The 17851-nt window shown below is 46.8% G+C and carries 19 protein-coding genes; all 19 read left to right on the forward strand.

The genetic code is table 11. The annotated features are described in order from the left end of the window. Positions 1 to 11: 11 nt before the first annotated feature. The 19 genes from CEW91_RS08075 (at position 12) to lipA (ending at position 17828) form a co-directional block, all read left to right on the forward strand. Positions 12 to 1004: a PhoH family protein gene (locus CEW91_RS08075; protein ID WP_088768489.1), complete on the forward strand. Its 993-nt coding sequence runs from the start codon at positions 12 to 14 to the stop codon at positions 1002 to 1004. After that, entirely contained in the window at positions 1001 to 1486 is a 486-nt protein-coding gene (gene ybeY / locus CEW91_RS08080) for an rRNA maturation RNase YbeY (RefSeq protein WP_088768490.1), read from the forward strand. The genes CEW91_RS08075 and ybeY overlap by 4 nt, the downstream gene beginning before the upstream one ends. Beyond that, positions 1486 to 2367 carry a CNNM family magnesium/cobalt transport protein CorC gene (corC, locus tag CEW91_RS08085; RefSeq protein WP_088768491.1) on the forward strand — a complete coding sequence of 294 codons (882 nt, stop codon included), beginning with the start codon at positions 1486 to 1488 and terminating at the stop codon, positions 2365 to 2367. Before ybeY ends, corC begins: the two co-directional genes overlap by 1 nt. Further along, on the forward strand, positions 2367 to 3878 hold the full coding sequence (lnt, locus tag CEW91_RS08090; protein ID WP_088768492.1) for an apolipoprotein N-acyltransferase: 1512 nt from the start codon (positions 2367 to 2369) through the stop codon (positions 3876 to 3878). The genes corC and lnt overlap by 1 nt, the downstream gene beginning before the upstream one ends. 102 nt (positions 3879 to 3980) lie before the next feature. Beyond that, positions 3981 to 4178 carry a hypothetical protein gene (locus CEW91_RS08095; protein ID WP_088768493.1) on the forward strand — a complete coding sequence of 66 codons (198 nt, stop codon included), beginning with the start codon at positions 3981 to 3983 and terminating at the stop codon, positions 4176 to 4178. A 35-nt stretch (positions 4179 to 4213) separates the two neighbouring features. After that, on the forward strand, positions 4214 to 6790 hold the full coding sequence (gene leuS, locus CEW91_RS08100; RefSeq protein ID WP_088768494.1) for a leucine--tRNA ligase: 2577 nt from the start codon (positions 4214 to 4216) through the stop codon (positions 6788 to 6790). 5 nt (positions 6791 to 6795) lie between these two features. Beyond that, positions 6796 to 7278: an LPS-assembly lipoprotein LptE gene (locus CEW91_RS08105; RefSeq protein ID WP_088768495.1), complete on the forward strand. Its 483-nt coding sequence runs from the start codon at positions 6796 to 6798 to the stop codon at positions 7276 to 7278. A gap of 11 nt (positions 7279 to 7289) precedes the next feature. Beyond that, a complete protein-coding gene (holA, locus tag CEW91_RS08110) occupies positions 7290 to 8369 on the forward strand; it encodes a DNA polymerase III subunit delta (protein WP_088768496.1) in 1080 nt (359 codons plus the stop codon). Then, on the forward strand, positions 8366 to 8995 hold the full coding sequence (gene nadD / locus CEW91_RS08115; RefSeq protein WP_088768497.1) for a nicotinate-nucleotide adenylyltransferase: 630 nt from the start codon (positions 8366 to 8368) through the stop codon (positions 8993 to 8995). The genes holA and nadD overlap by 4 nt, the downstream gene beginning before the upstream one ends. 75 nt (positions 8996 to 9070) lie before the next feature. Then, entirely contained in the window at positions 9071 to 9391 is a 321-nt protein-coding gene (rsfS, locus tag CEW91_RS08120; RefSeq protein WP_088768498.1) for a ribosome silencing factor, read from the forward strand. After that, on the forward strand, positions 9392 to 9862 hold the full coding sequence (rlmH, locus tag CEW91_RS08125) for a 23S rRNA (pseudouridine(1915)-N(3))-methyltransferase RlmH (protein ID WP_088768499.1): 471 nt from the start codon (positions 9392 to 9394) through the stop codon (positions 9860 to 9862). Between the two features lie 11 nt (positions 9863 to 9873). Further along, a complete protein-coding gene (mrdA, locus tag CEW91_RS08130; protein ID WP_088768500.1) occupies positions 9874 to 11769 on the forward strand; it encodes a penicillin-binding protein 2 in 1896 nt (631 codons plus the stop codon). Continuing rightward, positions 11756 to 12871 (forward strand): rod shape-determining protein RodA, encoded by a 1116-nt coding sequence (rodA, locus tag CEW91_RS08135; protein ID WP_088768501.1) that lies wholly within the window; start codon positions 11756 to 11758, stop codon positions 12869 to 12871. The genes mrdA and rodA overlap by 14 nt, the downstream gene beginning before the upstream one ends. 14 nt (positions 12872 to 12885) lie before the next feature. Further along, positions 12886 to 13851, forward strand: a complete 966-nt coding sequence (gene mltB, locus CEW91_RS08140; RefSeq protein ID WP_088768502.1) for a lytic murein transglycosylase B — start codon at positions 12886 to 12888, stop codon at positions 13849 to 13851. Continuing rightward, positions 13838 to 14659 (forward strand): septal ring lytic transglycosylase RlpA family protein, encoded by an 822-nt coding sequence (locus tag CEW91_RS08145; protein WP_088768503.1) that lies wholly within the window; start codon positions 13838 to 13840, stop codon positions 14657 to 14659. Before mltB ends, CEW91_RS08145 begins: the two co-directional genes overlap by 14 nt. A gap of 68 nt (positions 14660 to 14727) precedes the next feature. Continuing rightward, complete coding sequence (locus CEW91_RS08150; RefSeq protein ID WP_088768504.1) at positions 14728 to 15888, forward strand: D-alanyl-D-alanine carboxypeptidase family protein; 1161 nt, start codon at positions 14728 to 14730, stop codon at positions 15886 to 15888. Positions 15889 to 15899: 11 nt separating this feature from the next. After that, a complete protein-coding gene (gene ybeD / locus CEW91_RS08155) occupies positions 15900 to 16166 on the forward strand; it encodes a DUF493 family protein YbeD (protein ID WP_088768505.1) in 267 nt (88 codons plus the stop codon). Between the two features lie 44 nt (positions 16167 to 16210). Further along, positions 16211 to 16876 (forward strand): lipoyl(octanoyl) transferase LipB, encoded by a 666-nt coding sequence (gene lipB / locus CEW91_RS08160; protein WP_088768506.1) that lies wholly within the window; start codon positions 16211 to 16213, stop codon positions 16874 to 16876. Then, positions 16860 to 17828, forward strand: a complete 969-nt coding sequence (lipA, locus tag CEW91_RS08165; protein ID WP_088768507.1) for a lipoyl synthase — start codon at positions 16860 to 16862, stop codon at positions 17826 to 17828. Before lipB ends, lipA begins: the two co-directional genes overlap by 17 nt. The last annotated feature ends 23 nt before the right edge of the window (positions 17829 to 17851 follow it).

Consider the following 17851-nt stretch of genomic DNA (forward strand, 5'->3'; position numbering starts at 1 on the left):
AGAGGAATCGATTGAGTCCACAAACGCAAACGCTAGATTTTGAATTGGAGCCGACGGATTCTCGTCGGCTTTCTAACCTCTGCGGGCCTTTAGACGAGAATCTGCAGCATATTGAGCGCCGCCTTGGTGTCGAAATAACCCACCGAGGTCATCAGTTCCGGTTAATAGGCAACGCTAAAACGGTTTCGGCTGTGCAAAAGTTGCTGCTTGACTTATATGTCGATACGGCACCAATGAAAGGTCGTGACGGTCAAATTGAGCCTGAGCAGGTACATTTAGCCATTCAACAGGCCAAAGTCCTTGAACAAGACCGCGACAAGGGCGACCCAGCCGCAGAAAAAATGACACACATTAAAACCAAACGCGGTCTGATTAAGCCACGCAACCATAACCAAGCTGAATACGTCCGCGCCATTCTCGCACACGACGTAAACTTTGGTATTGGACCTGCTGGAACGGGCAAAACCTACTTAGCCGTCGCTTGTGCCGTTGACGCATTAGAACGCCAGGAAGTCCGCCGTATTTTACTGACCCGTCCGGCTGTGGAAGCTGGCGAAAAACTGGGTTTTTTACCGGGGGATTTGGCTCAAAAAGTAGACCCCTACTTAAGACCGCTTTATGACGCGCTATTCGAGATGCTTGGCTTTGAAAAGGTTGAGAAGCTAATTGAAAGAAACGTCATTGAAGTTGCCCCGCTGGCTTATATGCGTGGTCGTACTTTGAACGATGCCTTTATCATCCTGGATGAAAGTCAGAACACAACCTGTGAACAAATGAAAATGTTCCTGACTCGTATCGGCTTTAACTCTAGAGCAGTAATTACCGGCGATATTACACAGGTCGACTTACCTCGCGGCCAACGATCGGGCTTACGTCACGCCATTGAAGTTTTAAATAAAGTATCCGATGTCAGCTTTACCTTTTTCCAGGCCGGTGATGTTGTCAGGCACCCAGTGGTTCAACGTATTGTCCAAGCATACGACGAGTTCGATAAGCGCTCATGAGTAAGGTCACACTGGATTATCAAACTGCCGAAGGTATTAAAGCCGCACCGGAAGAAAGCACCATTGCTCTTGCGGCCAACGCTGTTATTCAGCACCTTAGTATCGATAAGCCTGTGGAGCTAACGGTTCGAGTTGTAAAAGATAGCGAAGCCGCTGAACTCAACCATCAGTTCAGAAGCAAAAATTACCCAACAAACGTGCTGTCTTTTCCTTTTGAAAGTCCCGTTGAATTACCCATCCAGTTACTGGGTGATTTAGTCATCTGTCAGAGCGTCGTTGAGCGCGAAGCAAAAGAGCAAAATAAGTCCGTTATCGCCCACTGGACGCACATGGTGATACACGGTACTCTGCACCTTTTGGGTTACGACCATATACAAGAAGAAGATGCCGTCGAAATGGAGTCGATAGAAAAGCGAATTATGGCTTCTCTTGATTATCCAGACCCATATGAAACAACAAGCAACACGGAGCATACACTTTAATGAGCGACGACAACCCCCACTCAGCCAACGGCTCGTCGGGTAAATCTTGGGCAGCCAAGTTATTACAAATATTCACCGGTGAGCCGAAAAGCAGAGAAGAACTCGTCGATTTAATTCAGGACGCTGAAGAGCGTGATCTGATTGATAACGATACCAAAGAAATGATTGAAGGCGTGCTCGATGTCGCGGAGCTTAAAGTTCGCGATATCATGATTCCGCGCTCGCAAATGGTCACTATTGATGTGCACCAAAGCGTCGAAGAGTTTTTACCTATCGTTATCGACTCTCAACACAGTCGCTATCCGGTAGTGACGGATAATAAAGATCAGGTTGAGGGTATTCTACTCGCGAAAGACTTGCTCAGTTATGGCTTTAACTCAAACGAAGAAGACTTTTCGTTAGAAAAGGTCATGCGACCGGCTGTCATTGTTCCCGAAAGCAAGCGGGTTGACGTGTTACTAAAAGACTTCCGCTCTAATCGTTATCACATGGCTATTGTGGTTGACGAGTACGGTGGTGTTTCAGGCCTCGTAACGATTGAAGATATTCTCGAAGAAATTGTTGGTGAAATTGAGGATGAAACCGATATCAATGAAAACGATGACAAGCAAAATATTCGTCGCTTAAGTCCGACCCGTTATTCAGTGAAAGCACTAACCACTATCGAAGACTTTAACGACTACTTTAAGTCTGAGTTCAGTGATGAAGAACACGACACTGTTGGTGGTTTAGTCGCTCATGGGTTTGGTCACCTTCCACAAGCCGGAGAAGAAATTACGCTCGGTAACTTCACTTTCCGCATCACCAACGCCGATAAGCGAAGGATTCAACAGCTTCAGGTCAGCATTCAGGAAGTCGAGACGTCGGAGAGTACTGAATAATGACAAAACGCTGGGGGAGTAAATTAAGCTCTCTGCTACTATTATTGTCAGGAGCATCGCTCACGCTGGCATACTCCCCTTTCAACTGGCACTGGTTGCCGTTTGTTGTCTTACCCGTTGTTGTAAAAATCATTTGGCCAATGGCTCCGAAGCGAGCCTTTTATGCGGGGCTAACCTTTGGGCTGGGTTGGTTTGCAACAGGCCTTAGCTGGATTTACGTCAGTATCGACCAGTACGGTGGTTTACCCGTCTATGCCACTATATTAATCCTTTTGCTGCTGTTTCTTTATCTGTCCTTATTCCCAGCAATGGCATTTGGATTGTGGCAGAAACTCGCACATAGAAAGCCCCAGTGGCGCTTTTCATTACCGCTCATTTGGCTGGGTTTCGAGCTTCTTCGCGGTTGGCTATTTACTGGCTTCCCGTGGTTAAGCCTTGGCTATACACAAACTGACGGCATTTATGCCAATTTAGCGCCACTTATCGGTGAATCAGGCATTACGGTCGCCCTTTGGGTGACCGCACTGTGCATCTTTATGGCGATTAAGTACCACCGTCCACTACTATTCATTGTCCCGCTGGTTTTAATGACGGTGTCGTCAGTCAGTCACAAATTACAGCCAACCTGGAGAAGCACCGAGTCAACCAGCATCCTACTGGTACAGGGCAACATTCAGCAGTCACTAAAATGGCAAGCGGAACAGCAGTGGCCTAATATTTTGCGATACCTCGACTTAACCCGACCTAAATTTAATCACGACATTGTGATTTGGCCAGAATCAGCAGTCACTGCCTTGGAACCATATGCCCAAGACGTTTTAACGACTATGGAGCAATCGGCATCGGTTAACGGCTCAGCTCTGATCACCGGCATCATCGATTACGATAGACTCAATGACGCCTTCTATAACAGTGTGATTGTGCTTGATGACGATACCTATGAGTACAGTGGCAAAAACCGTTATCAGAAACACCATCTGTTGCCTATTGGCGAGTTTGTTCCTTTTGAGGATATTCTGCGCCCAATAGCCCCGCTATTTAATTTACCCATGTCTTCTTTTAGCCGCGGTCGTTACCAACAACCTAATTTGGAAGCGAATAACAGAAAGCTCTCAATGGCCATTTGCTACGAAATTGCGTTTCCTCAGCAAGTTAGGGACAACACCTTTGAAGACACCGACTTTCTGGTGACCATAAGCAATGATACCTGGTTTGGTGACTCTCACGGACCGTGGCAGCACATGCAAATTTCCCGAATGCGGGCTCTCGAATTACAACGTCCTCTTTTACGGGCAACGAATAACGGCGTCACCGCGATAGTGGATGAGTTCGGACAATTTATTGATAAAGCTCCGCAGTTTAAGGCGACCACCGTTTCTGCGGAGCTGTATCCGGTGAACGGCAATACCTGGTTTAAACAATTTGGTCTTTGGGGTGCGTTAATACTTGCACTTCTCGGCCTGGTGCCGGCCAGCTTAACGAAAGCCCGCAATAAGCGAACTCAAGCGTAGTCATAACGCGTTAAAATCAGTACACTATTAAGCTGTATATTCAGTGTGTCAGCAGAGCCTTTATCTGCCGTTATTATTTATACTTTCTACAGGAATATCATTATGGAAAATATCTTCGATGCTATTTTGTTTGCCGTTCTGGTTGCCGCTGGCGGTTTAGGTCTAAGCAGCTGGTTGATGTTATTAGGTATCGATAAGTCAGCCCCTGCAGAAGTCAAACAACGCTCTGTGTTTGAGTATGGCTTTTTTGGCTTAGCTGGCATCGTTGTCATGCTGGTCATGTGGTACGCCATTAGTTAATTCACTTTATTGCACCAACGGAAGTAAGCAGGACTATGCAAGAACAATATAACCCCAGCAAAATTGAAGCTGCCATGCAAAAGCGCTGGCAGGAGCAAGACGTTTTTACCGCGAAAGAAGAGCCTGGCAAAGACAAGTTCTATTGCCTATCAATGTTCCCTTACCCCAGCGGTAAGTTACATATGGGGCACGTTCGCAACTACACGTTAGGCGATGTTATCAGTCGTCATCAACGCATGTTAGGTAAAAATGTTTTACAGCCAATGGGCTGGGATGCGTTCGGTTTGCCTGCTGAAAACGCCGCAATACAGAATAAGACTGCACCGGCGAAATGGACCTACCAAAATATCGACTACATGCGCGACCAGTTAAAAAGTTTAGGTTTTGGTTACGACTGGAATCGCGAGGTCGCGACCTGCTCTCCTGACTATTACCGCTGGGAGCAATGGTTTTTCACTAAGCTTTATGAAAAGGGTCTGGTTTATAAAAAGAACGCAACAGTTAACTGGGACCCGGTCGACCAAACCGTTTTAGCCAACGAGCAAGTGATCGATGGCAAAGGATGGCGCTCGGGGGCAACCGTAGAACAAAAGGAAATTCCACAGTGGTTTATAAAAATCACTGACTATGCCGAAGAGCTTCTGGACGACCTTGACCAACTTGACGGCTGGCCGGAACAGGTTAAAGCCATGCAGCGCAACTGGATTGGCCGTTCTGAAGGGGTTGAAGTCGACTTTTCAGTCAATGGCTATGATCAGCCCCTAACAGTCTACACCACGCGCCCTGACACTATTTATGGCGTGACTTATATGGGTGTTGCAGCTGGCCACCCGCTGGCTAAAGAGGCGGCAAAAAACAATACTGCCCTGGCCGAATTCATCGAAGACTGCAAAAACAACAAGGTTGCAGAAGCCGATATCGCCACCATGGAAAAGCTGGGTATGGATACCGGCTTCAAGGCCGTTCACCCAATGACCGGTGAAGAAATTCCGGTATGGGTCGCCAACTTTGTGCTAATGGACTACGGCTCAGGCGCCGTTATGGCCGTACCGGCGCACGATCAGCGTGACTGGGAGTTTGCCACCAAATACAAACTTCCGATTCAGCCCGTTATTGAACCACTTTCAGGCGACAGTGACATTAGCCAGGCTGCTATTACGGAAAAAGGAACCGTTATCAATTCAGACCGTTTCAACGGGCTGAGCTCTGCAGACGCGTTTGATGCTATCGCCAAAGAGTTAAGCGAAAAAGGCATCGGTGAGAAGAAAGTCAACTACCGTTTACGCGACTGGGGCGTTTCTCGTCAGCGTTATTGGGGCACACCCATTCCTATGCTGAACCTCGAAAATGGCGAGTCCGTGCCGGTTCCAGAAGAACAACTGCCCGTTAAATTGCCGGAAGACGTCGTCATGGATGGTGTTAACTCACCTATCAAGTCCGATCCTCAATGGCGTAAAACGGAATACAACGGCATAGCGGCTGAGCACGAAACAGACACCTTTGACACCTTTATGGAATCGTCATGGTACTACGCTCGCTACTGCAGTGCTCAAACCCACGACGCAATGTTAGATCCTGAGAAAGCGAATTACTGGCTTCCTGTCGACCAGTACATCGGTGGCATTGAGCACGCGATACTGCACTTACTGTACGCACGCTTCTTTCACAAACTGCTTCGTGACACCGGCTTAGTAGAGTCTGACGAACCGTTTAAGCGCTTACTATGCCAAGGCATGGTGTTAGCAGACAGCTATTACCGCGACACCGAAAAAGGCGGTAAAGAATGGTTCTCTCCATTAGATGTCGATATTCAACGTGACGATAAAGGCGCCATTTCCGGCGCTACGTTAAAAGCCGACGGCAAACCGGTAGAAGTTGGTGGCATGAGTAAAATGTCAAAATCGAAAAATAACGGTATTGACCCGCAAACCATGGTCGAACGTTACGGTGCCGACACCGTTCGCCTGTTTATGATGTTTGCTGCGCCACCAGAAATGACGCTTGAGTGGTCTGACTCCGGAGTAGAAGGTGCTCAACGTTTTCTGCGTCGTTTATGGAAACTGACTTTCGACTTCATTAATGCCGGAGGCTATGCATCCGGTGAAACACTGAATTCACAGCAAAAGACTCTGCGCCGTGAGTTGCACAAAGCGATAGCCAAAGTCACCGACGACATGGGCAGACGCCAGCACTTTAATACGGCTATTGCCGCAATAATGGAGTTACTAAACCACCTCCAGAAAGCGCCAATGGAGACGAACGCTGATCGCCAGGTGTTGGGCGAAGCCATTGACGCAATGGTTCGAATGTTAGCGCCAATTACCCCTCATGTGTGCGAGCAGTTATGGGTAGAACTTGGCCACGAAGAACCATTGTCATTCGCAAAGTGGCCAAACGTTGACGAAAGCGCCCTAGTAGAAGACGAAAAGCTGATTGTTGTTCAAATCAACGGCAAGGTTCGGGCTAAGTTGACCGTGTCTGCTGATGCGTCAGCTGAGCAAGTTGAACAGCAAGCCTTTGACGACGATTCGGTACAAAAACACGTTGAAGGAAAAGAGATTCGTAAGAAAATCTACGTTCCCGGAAAAATTCTCAACATTGTTGTTGGTTAACCTCGATGAGAACAGTCACACAGGTACTCTTGAGTTTTTCATTGATAGCCATACTCTCCGGGTGTGGCTTTCAGCTTCGTGGCGATTATCAGTTACCGGAAAGTCTGGAGTCAATTCGATTACAGTCAAATGTATCAAAAGAGCTTGCTTCTCAAATGGAGCAACGACTGGTTCACTCCGGTATTAACGTTTCCAAAAACAGCAGTTACCAATTAGCGCTGCTTTCTGACAAGCTAGAGAGACGCACCCTATCACTTTTTGAGAGTGGTCAGGTTGCCGAATACGAGCTGTTGTATCAGGTCAGCTACCAACTGTTGAAAGACAATCAAGTCATCGTTGAGAGAACAGCAGAAGTAGCCAGAGACTATCAGGATGATCCAAACTTTGCACTGGCAAAAACGCGTGAGCGAGAAATGCTAGTGAATGAAATGCGCGCTGAAGCATCACGAATTATCCTTCAGCAGATAGTTTCTGAACTCTCTCAATAACGGAGCGTTAAGTGCAGACATTGTTCCCAGAACAATTAAGTCAATACATTGAGCGTTCAGGCGTTCCCCCTGTGTTATTGCTGTTTGGCGATGACTTGTTATTGCGGATGGATGCCATAGACGTTATCCGGCAACATTTCGGCCACGACGCAGAAAAATATCATTGGATACAGTCAAAGGACTTTGAATGGAAGCAACTGAGTGAACTCGAACAATCAATGAGTTTATTCGGAAGCGACACACTTATTGAACTCGAGCTTCCGGAAAACAAACCCGGAAAAGAAGGTTCAAACGCTTTACACAGTTACGCAAATCAACTGCCTGAAAACCATACACTGGTTGTCATTGGAAGCTACTTAAAAAAGGAGCACCAGAATAGCCGTTGGTTTAAGTCGCTAGCTGAACACGGCCCTCTTATTCGAACCCAAAGTCCCGATAAGGCTCGTTTGCCGGTGTTTATTCATAAGCGTGCCCAAAAGTACCAACTGACGCTAGCCGAAGGCGTACCTGAATTACTGTCTGACTGGTTTGAAGGCAACTTGTTAGCGCTTGATCAAGAACTGCGTAAATGGCAATTACTCAGTGATTCCGGCGTTATTACACACGAGTTCCTAACCGATGCGAGCAGTGACTCAAGCCGCTTTAATGTGTTTGCGCTGCAAGAAAGTATTCAGGCTGGTAACTATAAAGACGCTCTGCACAAACTGACTCGTTTACTCGATGAGGAAAACGATTTTCATCGCTTTGTCTGGATCTTACAACGGGAAATTCAATTGCTGACAACGCTGAAAAGTCACGCTGGCAACACAGACGTTTCAGCTCTTTTTCGTCGTAATATGATTTGGTCAAATCAACAACCAGGTTATATTAAACGAGCTGAGTCTTTATCAGTAGAAACACTGCACCAACTGCACTACCTCATTGAGCGTTTAGAAATGGCATTAAAACAGGACAGTGGTGAGTCGCCATTAGTACTTACTGTTCACTTGCTTGGACTGCTGTGTCAGAAGGAAAGCAGCTTAACGGCTGCTCATAGTTTGCAGCCGTTCTCTCAACCATTGCAGCTTGAAAATACGTTTATTTCATTATGATCAGAGCAGTCTTTGGCGGCACGTTTGACCCGATCCATCATGGGCATTTAGAGACATCCAGCGCACTAATGAAAGAGCTCGGAATTGACCGCCTTGCGTTCATGCCAAGTGCCACTCCTCCACACCGTGCACAACCGGAAGCTTCAGCTAAGCAGCGTCTCGATATGGTCAGGCTTGCCTGCAAGGGCTATCCGGGTTTTGAGGCTGAGGACTGGGAGCTGAAGCAAACACGTCCGTCTTACACAGCATCGACACTCGCTGAACTTTCTGAGCATTATCCAGGCGACACACTCATTTTTGTGATGGGTATGGACTCGCTAATGAGCTTAAATCAGTGGTATCAGTGGCACGACATTATAAAGCATGCGCATATCGTCGTTATGCCAAGAAGCGGTGTTTCTTTTGAGCCGCAGGACAGTGAACTGAAGCGTTTCATTGAACAACACCGAGTTTATCAGCCCGGTATCCTCGCAAATAGTCCTGACGGTAAACTTTATATAGCGCAAACACCACTTATTGATATTTCAGCAACAGAGCTTCGAAGTCAATTACACGAGCGTCCCGCTTCACCGCCTATCCCAACCTCGGTTTACGAGTATATTAAAACAAACAAACTGTATTTGTAGCTGAACAGCCCTGCGATATTCTGTTAAACTTACCGGTTGAAGCAAAACCTTTTTAAATCAAATGGAGACCCTCCTTTGCAGGCAGAAGAATTACGCGATTTTGTCATCGACAAAATTGAAGATATAAAAGCCCGTGACATTCAAGTTTTAGATGTTCACGATAAAACAGACGTTGCTGACTTTATGGTCATTTGTTCGGGCAGTTCAAAAACGCACGTTAAAAGCATTGCCGAGTATCTGGCAACTGAAGCGAAACACGCAGGCTTCCCGCCTATCGGTATTGAAGGCGGCGAGCAGTCAGAGTGGGTTTTAGTCGACCTGGGTGATGTGGTTTTGCATGTTATGCAAGAAGCTATCCGCGACTTTTATCAGCTTGAAAAGCTCTGGGGCCAGTAAGTGCAGATCCAGTTACTTGCGGTTGGCACTAAGATGCCAACCTGGGTAAAAGAAGGCTTTGAGCAATACCAAAAGCGTTTCCCTAACGACTGCAAATTTGTATTAACCGAAATTGCGGCTCAAAAGCGTACAAAGAAAGCCGATGTGAACCGAATTGTGCAGGAAGAAGGCAAGGCGCTCATTCAAGCTATCCCCAAAGGCAACAAAGTCATTACACTGGAAGTAAACGGTAAAGCGTGGGATACACCGAAGCTGGCCCAACAGCTCGCCGCCTGGCAAATGGATGGCCGCGATGTTACGTTGCTGGTTGGTGGCCCTGAAGGGCTATCGAATGACTGTCTGGCGCTTGCGGAGCAACGTTGGTCGTTATCAAAGCTGACGCTGCCACACCCAATGGTTCGGTTAATTGTTGCTGAAAGTCTTTACCGAGCATGGAGTTTGAATAATAATCACCCTTATCACAGAGAATAATAACGATAATAATGCGTCAGCGCACAACCATACGTGATCACGAAGCCGAATCAGCTATTTTTGCCCGCCGTGCGATGGTCGCTATCGTTATTGTTGTGGCTGTATTCGTATTGCTGGCATCCAATATGTTCCACTTACAAGTAAGTGAACATAACGAACTGCAAACCCGTTCAAACGACAACCGAATTAAGCTTGTTCCTTTAGCCCCTAACCGAGGACTGATTTACGATCGTAACGGCGTTTTATTAGCTGAAAACAAGCCTATTTACAGTATTGATGTTACCCCGGAAGAAGTACCTGACTTAGACGCAACCCTGACATCCCTCCAGAGTTTGCTAGGGTTCCCCGATGAGACTCTTGAGCAATTTGAACAAAACTTAAAAAGCCAACGACGCTTTAACAATGTTCCATTACTCGACAATGTGAATGAAAAAGAACTTGCTACATTCGCAGCACATCAACATAAATTCCCTGGGGTAAGCCTTGAAGCACGCCTTATCCGCAGCTATCCCTATGCAGATTTACTAACCCACGCTGTCGGCTACGTTGCCAAAATTAACCAACAGGACGTCAATCGCCTTAAAGAACAAGGCGAACTTGCTAATTACGCAGCCAGTCGCACCATCGGTAAACTAGGCATTGAAAAGTATTACGAAAAGCAGCTTCACGGCACTGTCGGTTATCAAAGTGTTGAGGTGAATAACCGGGGGCGTGCCGTTCGAACGCTAAGTATTGAAGCGCCTGAACCTGGAGTGGACGTGATTCTCGAGCTTGATATTGAACTCCAGAAAAAGGCCGTTGAGCTGCTTGGGGAAAGCCGAGGCTCAATTATTCTTATGGATAACGATACGGGTGCTATTCTTGCTATGGCAAGTACCCCAAGCTATAACCCGAACTGGTTTGTAAACGGTATCTCAGTCAAGCAGTATCGCTCCTTATTGAATTCTAAAGACAGTCCCCTGCTCAACCGGGCAACTCAGGGCGCTTATCCGCCCGCTTCAACCGTTAAGCCGCAGATTGCACTCCTCGGTCTTGAAGACGGTACCATTACTAAAGATACCCGTATTTGGGACCCTGGCTGGTTCGAAATTAAAGGCGTAGACAGACGTTACCGCGATTGGCTTGCCTGGGGGCATGGATGGGTCGATGTGACCAGTGCGATAACCGAAAGCTGTGACACATTTTACTACGACATGTCGCTCAAGCTCGGTATCGATAAAATATCTGACTTTATGACAAAGTTTGGGTTTGGTGAAATCACAGGCATCGATATACACGAAGAAGTCCCCGCACTCATGCCGTCCCGAGGTTGGAAACGGGCCCGATTTGGCCAACCTTGGTACGCTGGTGAGACGTTATCGGTAGGTATTGGACAAAGTTATTGGACAGCGACCCCCATTCAACTGACCGTCGCCACCGCCATTGTGGCGAATGAAGGAAAACATGTTATTCCTCGACTACTTCGCGGTACTTTAGATGAGGAACAAGTATCAGAAGCGCTAATTACTTATAACCGTCCCGTAAAAATTGAAAAAACGGCACACTGGCAAGTTATTAAAGACGCAATGAAGAAAGTGAACATGAGTGACACCGGCACGGCACGTTCAGCATTTAGAGACGCTGAATACAGTTCAGCCGGTAAAACAGGTACGGCGCAAGTTCGAAGCCTTGGCGAGGACGAAGAGTACAATGCGGAAGAAATTGCAGAGCGCTACCGCGATAACGCTATGTACGTTGGTTATGCACCGGCAACAGACCCAAAAGTCACTATCGTTGTTGCTATTGAGAACTCACTCGGCGGTGGTGGCAGCGTGGCAGCTCCTGTTGCTCGCAAAATGCTTGATGCATGGCATTCGCGTTACATGATAAAGGATAACCAGCAGGTGAAAGACAATGCTGACAACTGAAGAACGACAGCGAAACCCGCTACTAAAAAAAATTCATATTGACGGACCTTTATTTTTGGCCCTTATTACGCTTTCTGTTGTCAGTTTATTCGTGGTTTTTAGCGCATCGGGTCAAGATATAGCGATGATGCAGCGTCAGTCAGTTCGAATTTTAGCGTCCTTTGTCGTGCTGTTTATTCTTGCACAAGTTCCACCACGGGCATTGAGCCGACTTGCCGTTCCGCTATTTCTTATGGCAGTGCTACTGCTGGTGGCCGTTCTTGCTTTTGGCGAAATGGGTAAAGGCGCACAACGCTGGCTCGATATTGGTCCCATAACGATACAGCCATCTGAAATAATGAAGCTTGCTATGCCACTCATGTTGGCTTGGTATATGGACAGACGACAAATTCCTCCCACATTAACTCACCTTTTTGGCGGCCTGCTTCTTGTGTTGATACCCACATTACTAATAGCGAAGCAGCCCGATTTAGGAACTTCATTGATTGTTGCCAGTGCCGGATTGTTTGTTATTTTTCTAGCAGGTCTCAGTTGGCGACTGGTCATGACCGCCGCTGTAGCGGCCGCCGCCTTTGCACCCGTACTTTGGTTTTATCTCATGCACGACTATCAACGAGAGCGTGTACTGACCTTTTTAAACCCAGAGAGAGACCCACTTGGTAGCGGCTACCACATTATTCAATCACAAATAGCCATAGGCTCGGGTGGTATTGATGGCAAAGGCTGGTTGCAGGGGACTCAGTCACAACTTGAGTTTCTGCCTGAACGGCACACCGATTTTATCTTTTCGGTATTTAGCGAGGAATTCGGTCTTACCGGTGTTGTGTTGCTTCTGGCTTTATACGGTTTTGTGATTTTGCGCGGCCTTATCCTTGCCATGCGCGCTCAGGATATTTTCAGTAAGTTGCTCGCCGGCTCTATAACGCTGACCTTCTTTGTGTATGTTTTTGTAAATATTGGTATGGTTTCAGGACTCTTACCTGTTGTTGGGGTACCATTACCTTTAATTAGTTACGGTGGCACCTCAATGGTGACGTTGATGGCAGGTTTTGGCATATTAATGTCGATAGCGACTCACCACAGGCTCATTATAAACAATTAAAAAAGAGGCTGGTTATGCGTTTATTAGCAGGCATTACACTATCTATTTTCAGTTTTGGTCTGGCAGCACAGGACAATATACCAAGTGTTGATGAGTTTATTGAGCAGCAAGTTCAGCAGCATAACCTTGACAGAGAGCAATTGAATAAGTGGTTAAGCAAGGCCAAGGTTAACAACGAAGTCCTTGAAGCAATACAGCGCCCTTGGGAAGCCAAACCCTGGTATCAGTACTATCCAATCTTTTTAACTGAGAAACGCCTAAAAGCCGGTTTAAAGTTTTGGGAAGAGCACGAAGCCACACTCGAAAAAGCAGAGCAAGAGTACGGTGTTCCGGCTCAGATCATTGTCGCAATTATTGGAGTAGAAACCTTTTATGGTAACTATATGGGAAAATATTCCATATTGGATTCACTTTATACTTTAGGTTTCCATTACCCCCCCCGCGCTAAATTCTTTCGTTCTGAGCTTTCAGAGTTCTTTCAGTTAGCTTCTGAAGAGGATTGGGATATTAATTCAGCGAAAGGCTCCTATGCAGGAGCTATGGGTTACGGACAGTTCATTTCATCCAGTTATCGTCATTATGCCGTCGACTTTGACGGTGATGGTGAGCGCAACCTGTTAACCAACCCGGTCGATGCCATTGGCAGTGTCGCCAATTACTTCGCAAAACATAAATGGCAAGCGGGACAGCCTGTTGCTCAATCGCTGAACCATAGTGAGAACTGGTCAAAAGTGATTAGTAAGGGCATGAAGCCCAATACCACGCGTCAAGCACTGAAAAATCAAGGGTTTGATTTACCCAATAACGAAACCGTGACACCGGACACCAAGGTTCGGGTCTTTGAGTTTGAAACTGAAAATGCTGCAGAATACTGGTTGGGCTACAATAATTTTTACGTGATTACGCGCTATAACCACAGCCCACTCTACGCCATGGCGGTTTACCAATTCAGTGAGCAATTGAAAAATGCGCGCCGCTAGCCTGCTCTATTTCTCGTTAATCACTGTTCTGGTTGTTGGTTGCAGTTCTGATCCCTCAGGAAGGTACAGCCAACATCACGATAGCGCGCCGACTCGCTTACCAACTCAGGCAGAGTTAAGAAATGCGGTTCCGGTTCCCGAGCCGCATAGTCCTCAGGGCAACCGCGACTATGAAGTTTTTGGTAAACAATATGAGGTTATGGAGCAAGCCGACGGTTATGTCGAAGAGGGGTATGCCTCATGGTACGGCAATAAATTTCATGGCCATCTTACCTCGAATGGCGAGTACTATGACATGTACAGTATGACAGCTGCTCATACTCGACTGCCCTTACCCACTTATGTAAAAGTCACTAACCTAAGCAATGAACGAAGCGTTATCGTAAGAGTCAATGACCGCGGCCCCTTCCACCCCGAACGCATTATTGATCTTTCTTTTGCCGCCGCTTATAAGCTTGATATGCTGGATTCTGGAACCGCTCATGTCCGGGTCGAAGCGATAAACCTGAAAACACCGTTAGCCAGTGCCGGTGAGCAACCAGCAACGAGTTCTTACCATATTCAATTAGTGGCATCGTCCGATAAGCAACGTTTGTCGCAAATAAAAGACCAATTACCGACAACGCTTAAAGAAATTGCAACTACCGAACAAAATGATGGTCTATACAAACTAGTATTAGGGCCTGTTCCGGAACACGAAAGTCACAACCTACTCGAACAAGTAAGAGCCAGTGGTTACCCTAAAGCCTTTCGTGTAAAAGCAACGCAAAACACTACGGCTGCGCCTGACGGGACAGCGCAGAACTGATATAATCCGGCGCTAAATTAAAACTCGCGTTTTACATGTTGTTTCACCTGACTAAAAAGATAATTCCAATGAAAAAAATCTGTCGTTTTTTTGCCATCGTTGCCATTACCTTTAGTACTGCAAGCGTAGCAGCAGCTCAATCTCTGGTGCCTAGCGCACCATCCGTTAATGCGAAAGCTTACATCTTGATTGACCACACAACCGGTAAAGTGCTGGCTCAAGAAAATGCAGACGAAAGCTTACCACCTGCAAGTCTGACTAAAATGATGACAAGTTACATTATTGGAAAAGAAATTCTTGCCGGCCGAATTTCACCAAGTGATCAAGTCACCATTAGTGAGAATGCCTGGGCTAAGAACTTTCCTGAGTCATCAAAGATGTTTATCGAAGTTGGCAAACAAGTGCCTGTCGAAAAGCTGAACAAAGGTATTATCATCTCTTCAGGTAACGACGCCTGTGTGGCCATGGCTGAACATATCGCCGGTAGTGAGGACGCCTTCGCTGACCTCATGAACAACTACGCGCAACAACTTGGCATGTCAAGCAGCCACTTCGCAAACAGCCATGGGCTGCCAGATCCAGAGCAGTACGTATCGGCACGTGATATGGCAACTTTGGCCAGCGCGTTGATTAATGAAACGCCAGAAGAGTACGAGTTATACGCGCAAAAATCCTTTACCTATAACAACATTAAGCAGTACAACCGCAACTCGTTGTTGTGGGACAGAAGTTTAAATGTCGACGGCATTAAAACTGGGCATACAAATGAAGCCGGTTACAGCCTGGTTTCTTCTGCTGTAGAAGACGGCACTCGTCTCATTGCGGTCGTTATGGGAACGAACAGCGAACAAGCACGCAAAGTAGAAAGTAAAAAGCTACTTAACTACGGTTTCCGTTACTACGAGACAGTAAAAGCCTATGAAGCCGGTGAAAGCTTTGTGGCGCACCGCATTTGGGGTGGCGACATCGACGAAGTAGCGTTAGGTATCAGCGAGGATGTTGTTGTCACTTTGCCTCGCGGTCAAAAAGATGATTTAAACGCAAATTTCGAATTAGACCAGAAGCTACAAGCACCACTAAGTAAGGGGCAAAAAGTAGGCACCGTATATTTACAGCTTAATGGCGAAGATGTTGCATCATTCCCGTTAGTTACCTTACAAGCTGTTGAGGAAGGCGGCTTTTTCAAAAAAATCATGGACTATATTAAGCAACAGTTTAGTGAAGAATAAAGGTTTAAGTCATGCAAAAAACGCGCTTTGATAAACTGGTAGACTTTCCGACGCGCTTCACGTTTAAAGTGATGGGCGTCGCGACTGAGAGTTTACCTGATCAAGTAGTAGCCGTACTCCAGGAGCATGCTCCCGGGGATTATACACCGTCCATTAAGCCAAGTAGCAAAGGAAACTATCATTCAGTGTCTGTATCGGTTCGAGTGGAAAGTCAGGAGCACATAGAAATATTGTACCGTTCGCTTTCCGATATTGATGACGTTCGTTACGTACTTTGATGTAACGACTAGCCGTAGGGCTTTGCAAACGTTATAATTGCGGCATGAATGACACTCTTATCATACGCACACTTGGCAGGCAGCCATACGAACCTGTATGGCACGCCATGCAGGCGTTTACGAACCAACGTGACGAAACCACCGCTGATGAACTCTGGGTGGTTGAACACGATCCTGTCTTTACCCAAGGGCAAGCAGGTAAAGAAGAGCACCTCCTTGCCCCGGGAGACATTCCCGTAATACAAGTTGATCGCGGTGGTCAGGTCACGTATCACGGCCCTGGTCAGGTCGTTATATACTTTCTACTGGATATTCGACGTTTAAAATATGGCGTCAGACAACTGGTCAACCGCATCGAGCAAACCATTGTCGATATGCTTGCTGACTATAACATAGAGGCAGCAGCGAGACGCGATGCGCCTGGCGTTTATGTCAGCGGTGACAAGGTGTGTTCATTAGGACTACGCATTCGCAAAGGCTGTTCATTCCATGGTCTCGCACTCAACGTTAATATGGATATGGAACCTTTTGCCCGCATAAACCCGTGTGGCTTAACCGGTATACAAATGGTCCAAACGAAAGATATGAATGGACCACAAAGTTTTGATGAAGCCGCAAATGCGGTTATCAAGCATTTCACAGATGCGCTGTCATACAGCAACATTCTTCAACAAACAGGACTCGCTCAAGATTATGTCAAAGCCAGTTAGAGTTGAACCTGGCGTCAAAATGCGCGACGCCGACAAAATGGCCCTCATACCCGTGCAGGTTATTCCAACCGAGCGCGACGAAATGCTGCGTAAACCATCATGGTTGAAAGTGAAACTTCCCTCTTCAACCGAGCGAATTGACGAAATTAAGCAGGCGATGCGCAGTCACGGATTGCATTCTGTTTGTGAGGAAGCGTCGTGCCCTAATCTCCCGGAGTGCTTTAATCACGGCACGGCCAGCTTCATGATCCTAGGCGACATCTGCACACGTCGATGCCCTTTCTGTGATGTTGCGCACGGTCGTCCATTACCTCCGGACTCCGAAGAACCAGAGAAATTAGGTAAAACCATTCGCGACATGAAAGTGAAATACGTGGTTATCACGTCAGTTGACCGTGATGACTTACGCGATGGTGGTGCTCAACACTTTGCTGACTGCATTCGCGAAATTCGCCACCACTGTAATGGCGACATTCAAGTCGAGGTTTTAGTACCTGACTTTCGTGGTCGTATGCAAGTTGCTTTAGACATTTTAAAAGACGAAGCACCAGATGTGTTCAACCATAACCTGGAAACTGTGCCTCGCTTATATAAGGCAGCACGCCCGGGTGCGAATTACCAGTGGTCACTTGATTTGCTGAAAAAGTATAAAGAAGCACGCCCTGACATTCGAACCAAATCAGGACTCATGGTTGGCTTGGGAGAAACCAAAGAAGAAATTCTTGAGGTGATGAAAGACTTACGAGCGCACGATGTTGATATGCTGACGATTGGACAGTATCTTCAGCCTAGCCGTCATCACCTACCAGTAGCGCGTTACGTGCACCCTGACGAATTTGAAGAACTGCGCGTAGCTGGCGAAGAAATGGGCTTTTCACACATCGCCAGTGGCCCGTTGGTCCGCTCGTCTTACCATGCCGATCTACAAGCGGCTGGTGAAACCGTTCGTTAAAACATTAAAAGCAACAGGAGCGC

Origin of the sequence: Idiomarina piscisalsi, from assembly GCF_002211765.1 — a bacterium.
Taxonomy (GTDB): domain Bacteria; phylum Pseudomonadota; class Gammaproteobacteria; order Enterobacterales; family Alteromonadaceae; genus Idiomarina; species Idiomarina piscisalsi_A.

Excerpts from the sequence above, each read along its gene's own strand:
- mltB (WP_088768502.1), top strand. The coding sequence starts at position 12,886 with ATGCGTTTATTAGCAGGCATTACACTATCTATTTTCAGTTTTGGTCTG.
- ybeD (WP_088768505.1), top strand. The coding sequence starts at position 15,900 with ATGCAAAAAACGCGCTTTGATAAACTGGTAGACTTTCCGACGCGCTTC.
- CEW91_RS08150 (WP_088768504.1), top strand. The coding sequence starts at position 14,728 with ATGAAAAAAATCTGTCGTTTTTTTGCCATCGTTGCCATTACCTTTAGT.
- lipA (WP_088768507.1), top strand. The coding sequence starts at position 16,860 with ATGTCAAAGCCAGTTAGAGTTGAACCTGGCGTCAAAATGCGCGACGCC.
- leuS (WP_088768494.1), top strand. The coding sequence starts at position 4,214 with ATGCAAGAACAATATAACCCCAGCAAAATTGAAGCTGCCATGCAAAAG.
- rodA (WP_088768501.1), top strand. The coding sequence starts at position 11,756 with ATGCTGACAACTGAAGAACGACAGCGAAACCCGCTACTAAAAAAAATT.
- corC (WP_088768491.1), top strand. The coding sequence starts at position 1,486 with ATGAGCGACGACAACCCCCACTCAGCCAACGGCTCGTCGGGTAAATCT.
- nadD (WP_088768497.1), top strand. The coding sequence starts at position 8,366 with ATGATCAGAGCAGTCTTTGGCGGCACGTTTGACCCGATCCATCATGGG.
- lipB (WP_088768506.1), top strand. The coding sequence starts at position 16,211 with ATGAATGACACTCTTATCATACGCACACTTGGCAGGCAGCCATACGAA.
- CEW91_RS08095 (WP_088768493.1), top strand. The coding sequence starts at position 3,981 with ATGGAAAATATCTTCGATGCTATTTTGTTTGCCGTTCTGGTTGCCGCT.
- mrdA (WP_088768500.1), top strand. The coding sequence starts at position 9,874 with ATGCGTCAGCGCACAACCATACGTGATCACGAAGCCGAATCAGCTATT.
- lnt (WP_088768492.1), top strand. The coding sequence starts at position 2,367 with ATGACAAAACGCTGGGGGAGTAAATTAAGCTCTCTGCTACTATTATTG.
- CEW91_RS08105 (WP_088768495.1), top strand. The coding sequence starts at position 6,796 with ATGAGAACAGTCACACAGGTACTCTTGAGTTTTTCATTGATAGCCATA.
- ybeY (WP_088768490.1), top strand. The coding sequence starts at position 1,001 with ATGAGTAAGGTCACACTGGATTATCAAACTGCCGAAGGTATTAAAGCC.
- CEW91_RS08145 (WP_088768503.1), top strand. The coding sequence starts at position 13,838 with ATGCGCGCCGCTAGCCTGCTCTATTTCTCGTTAATCACTGTTCTGGTT.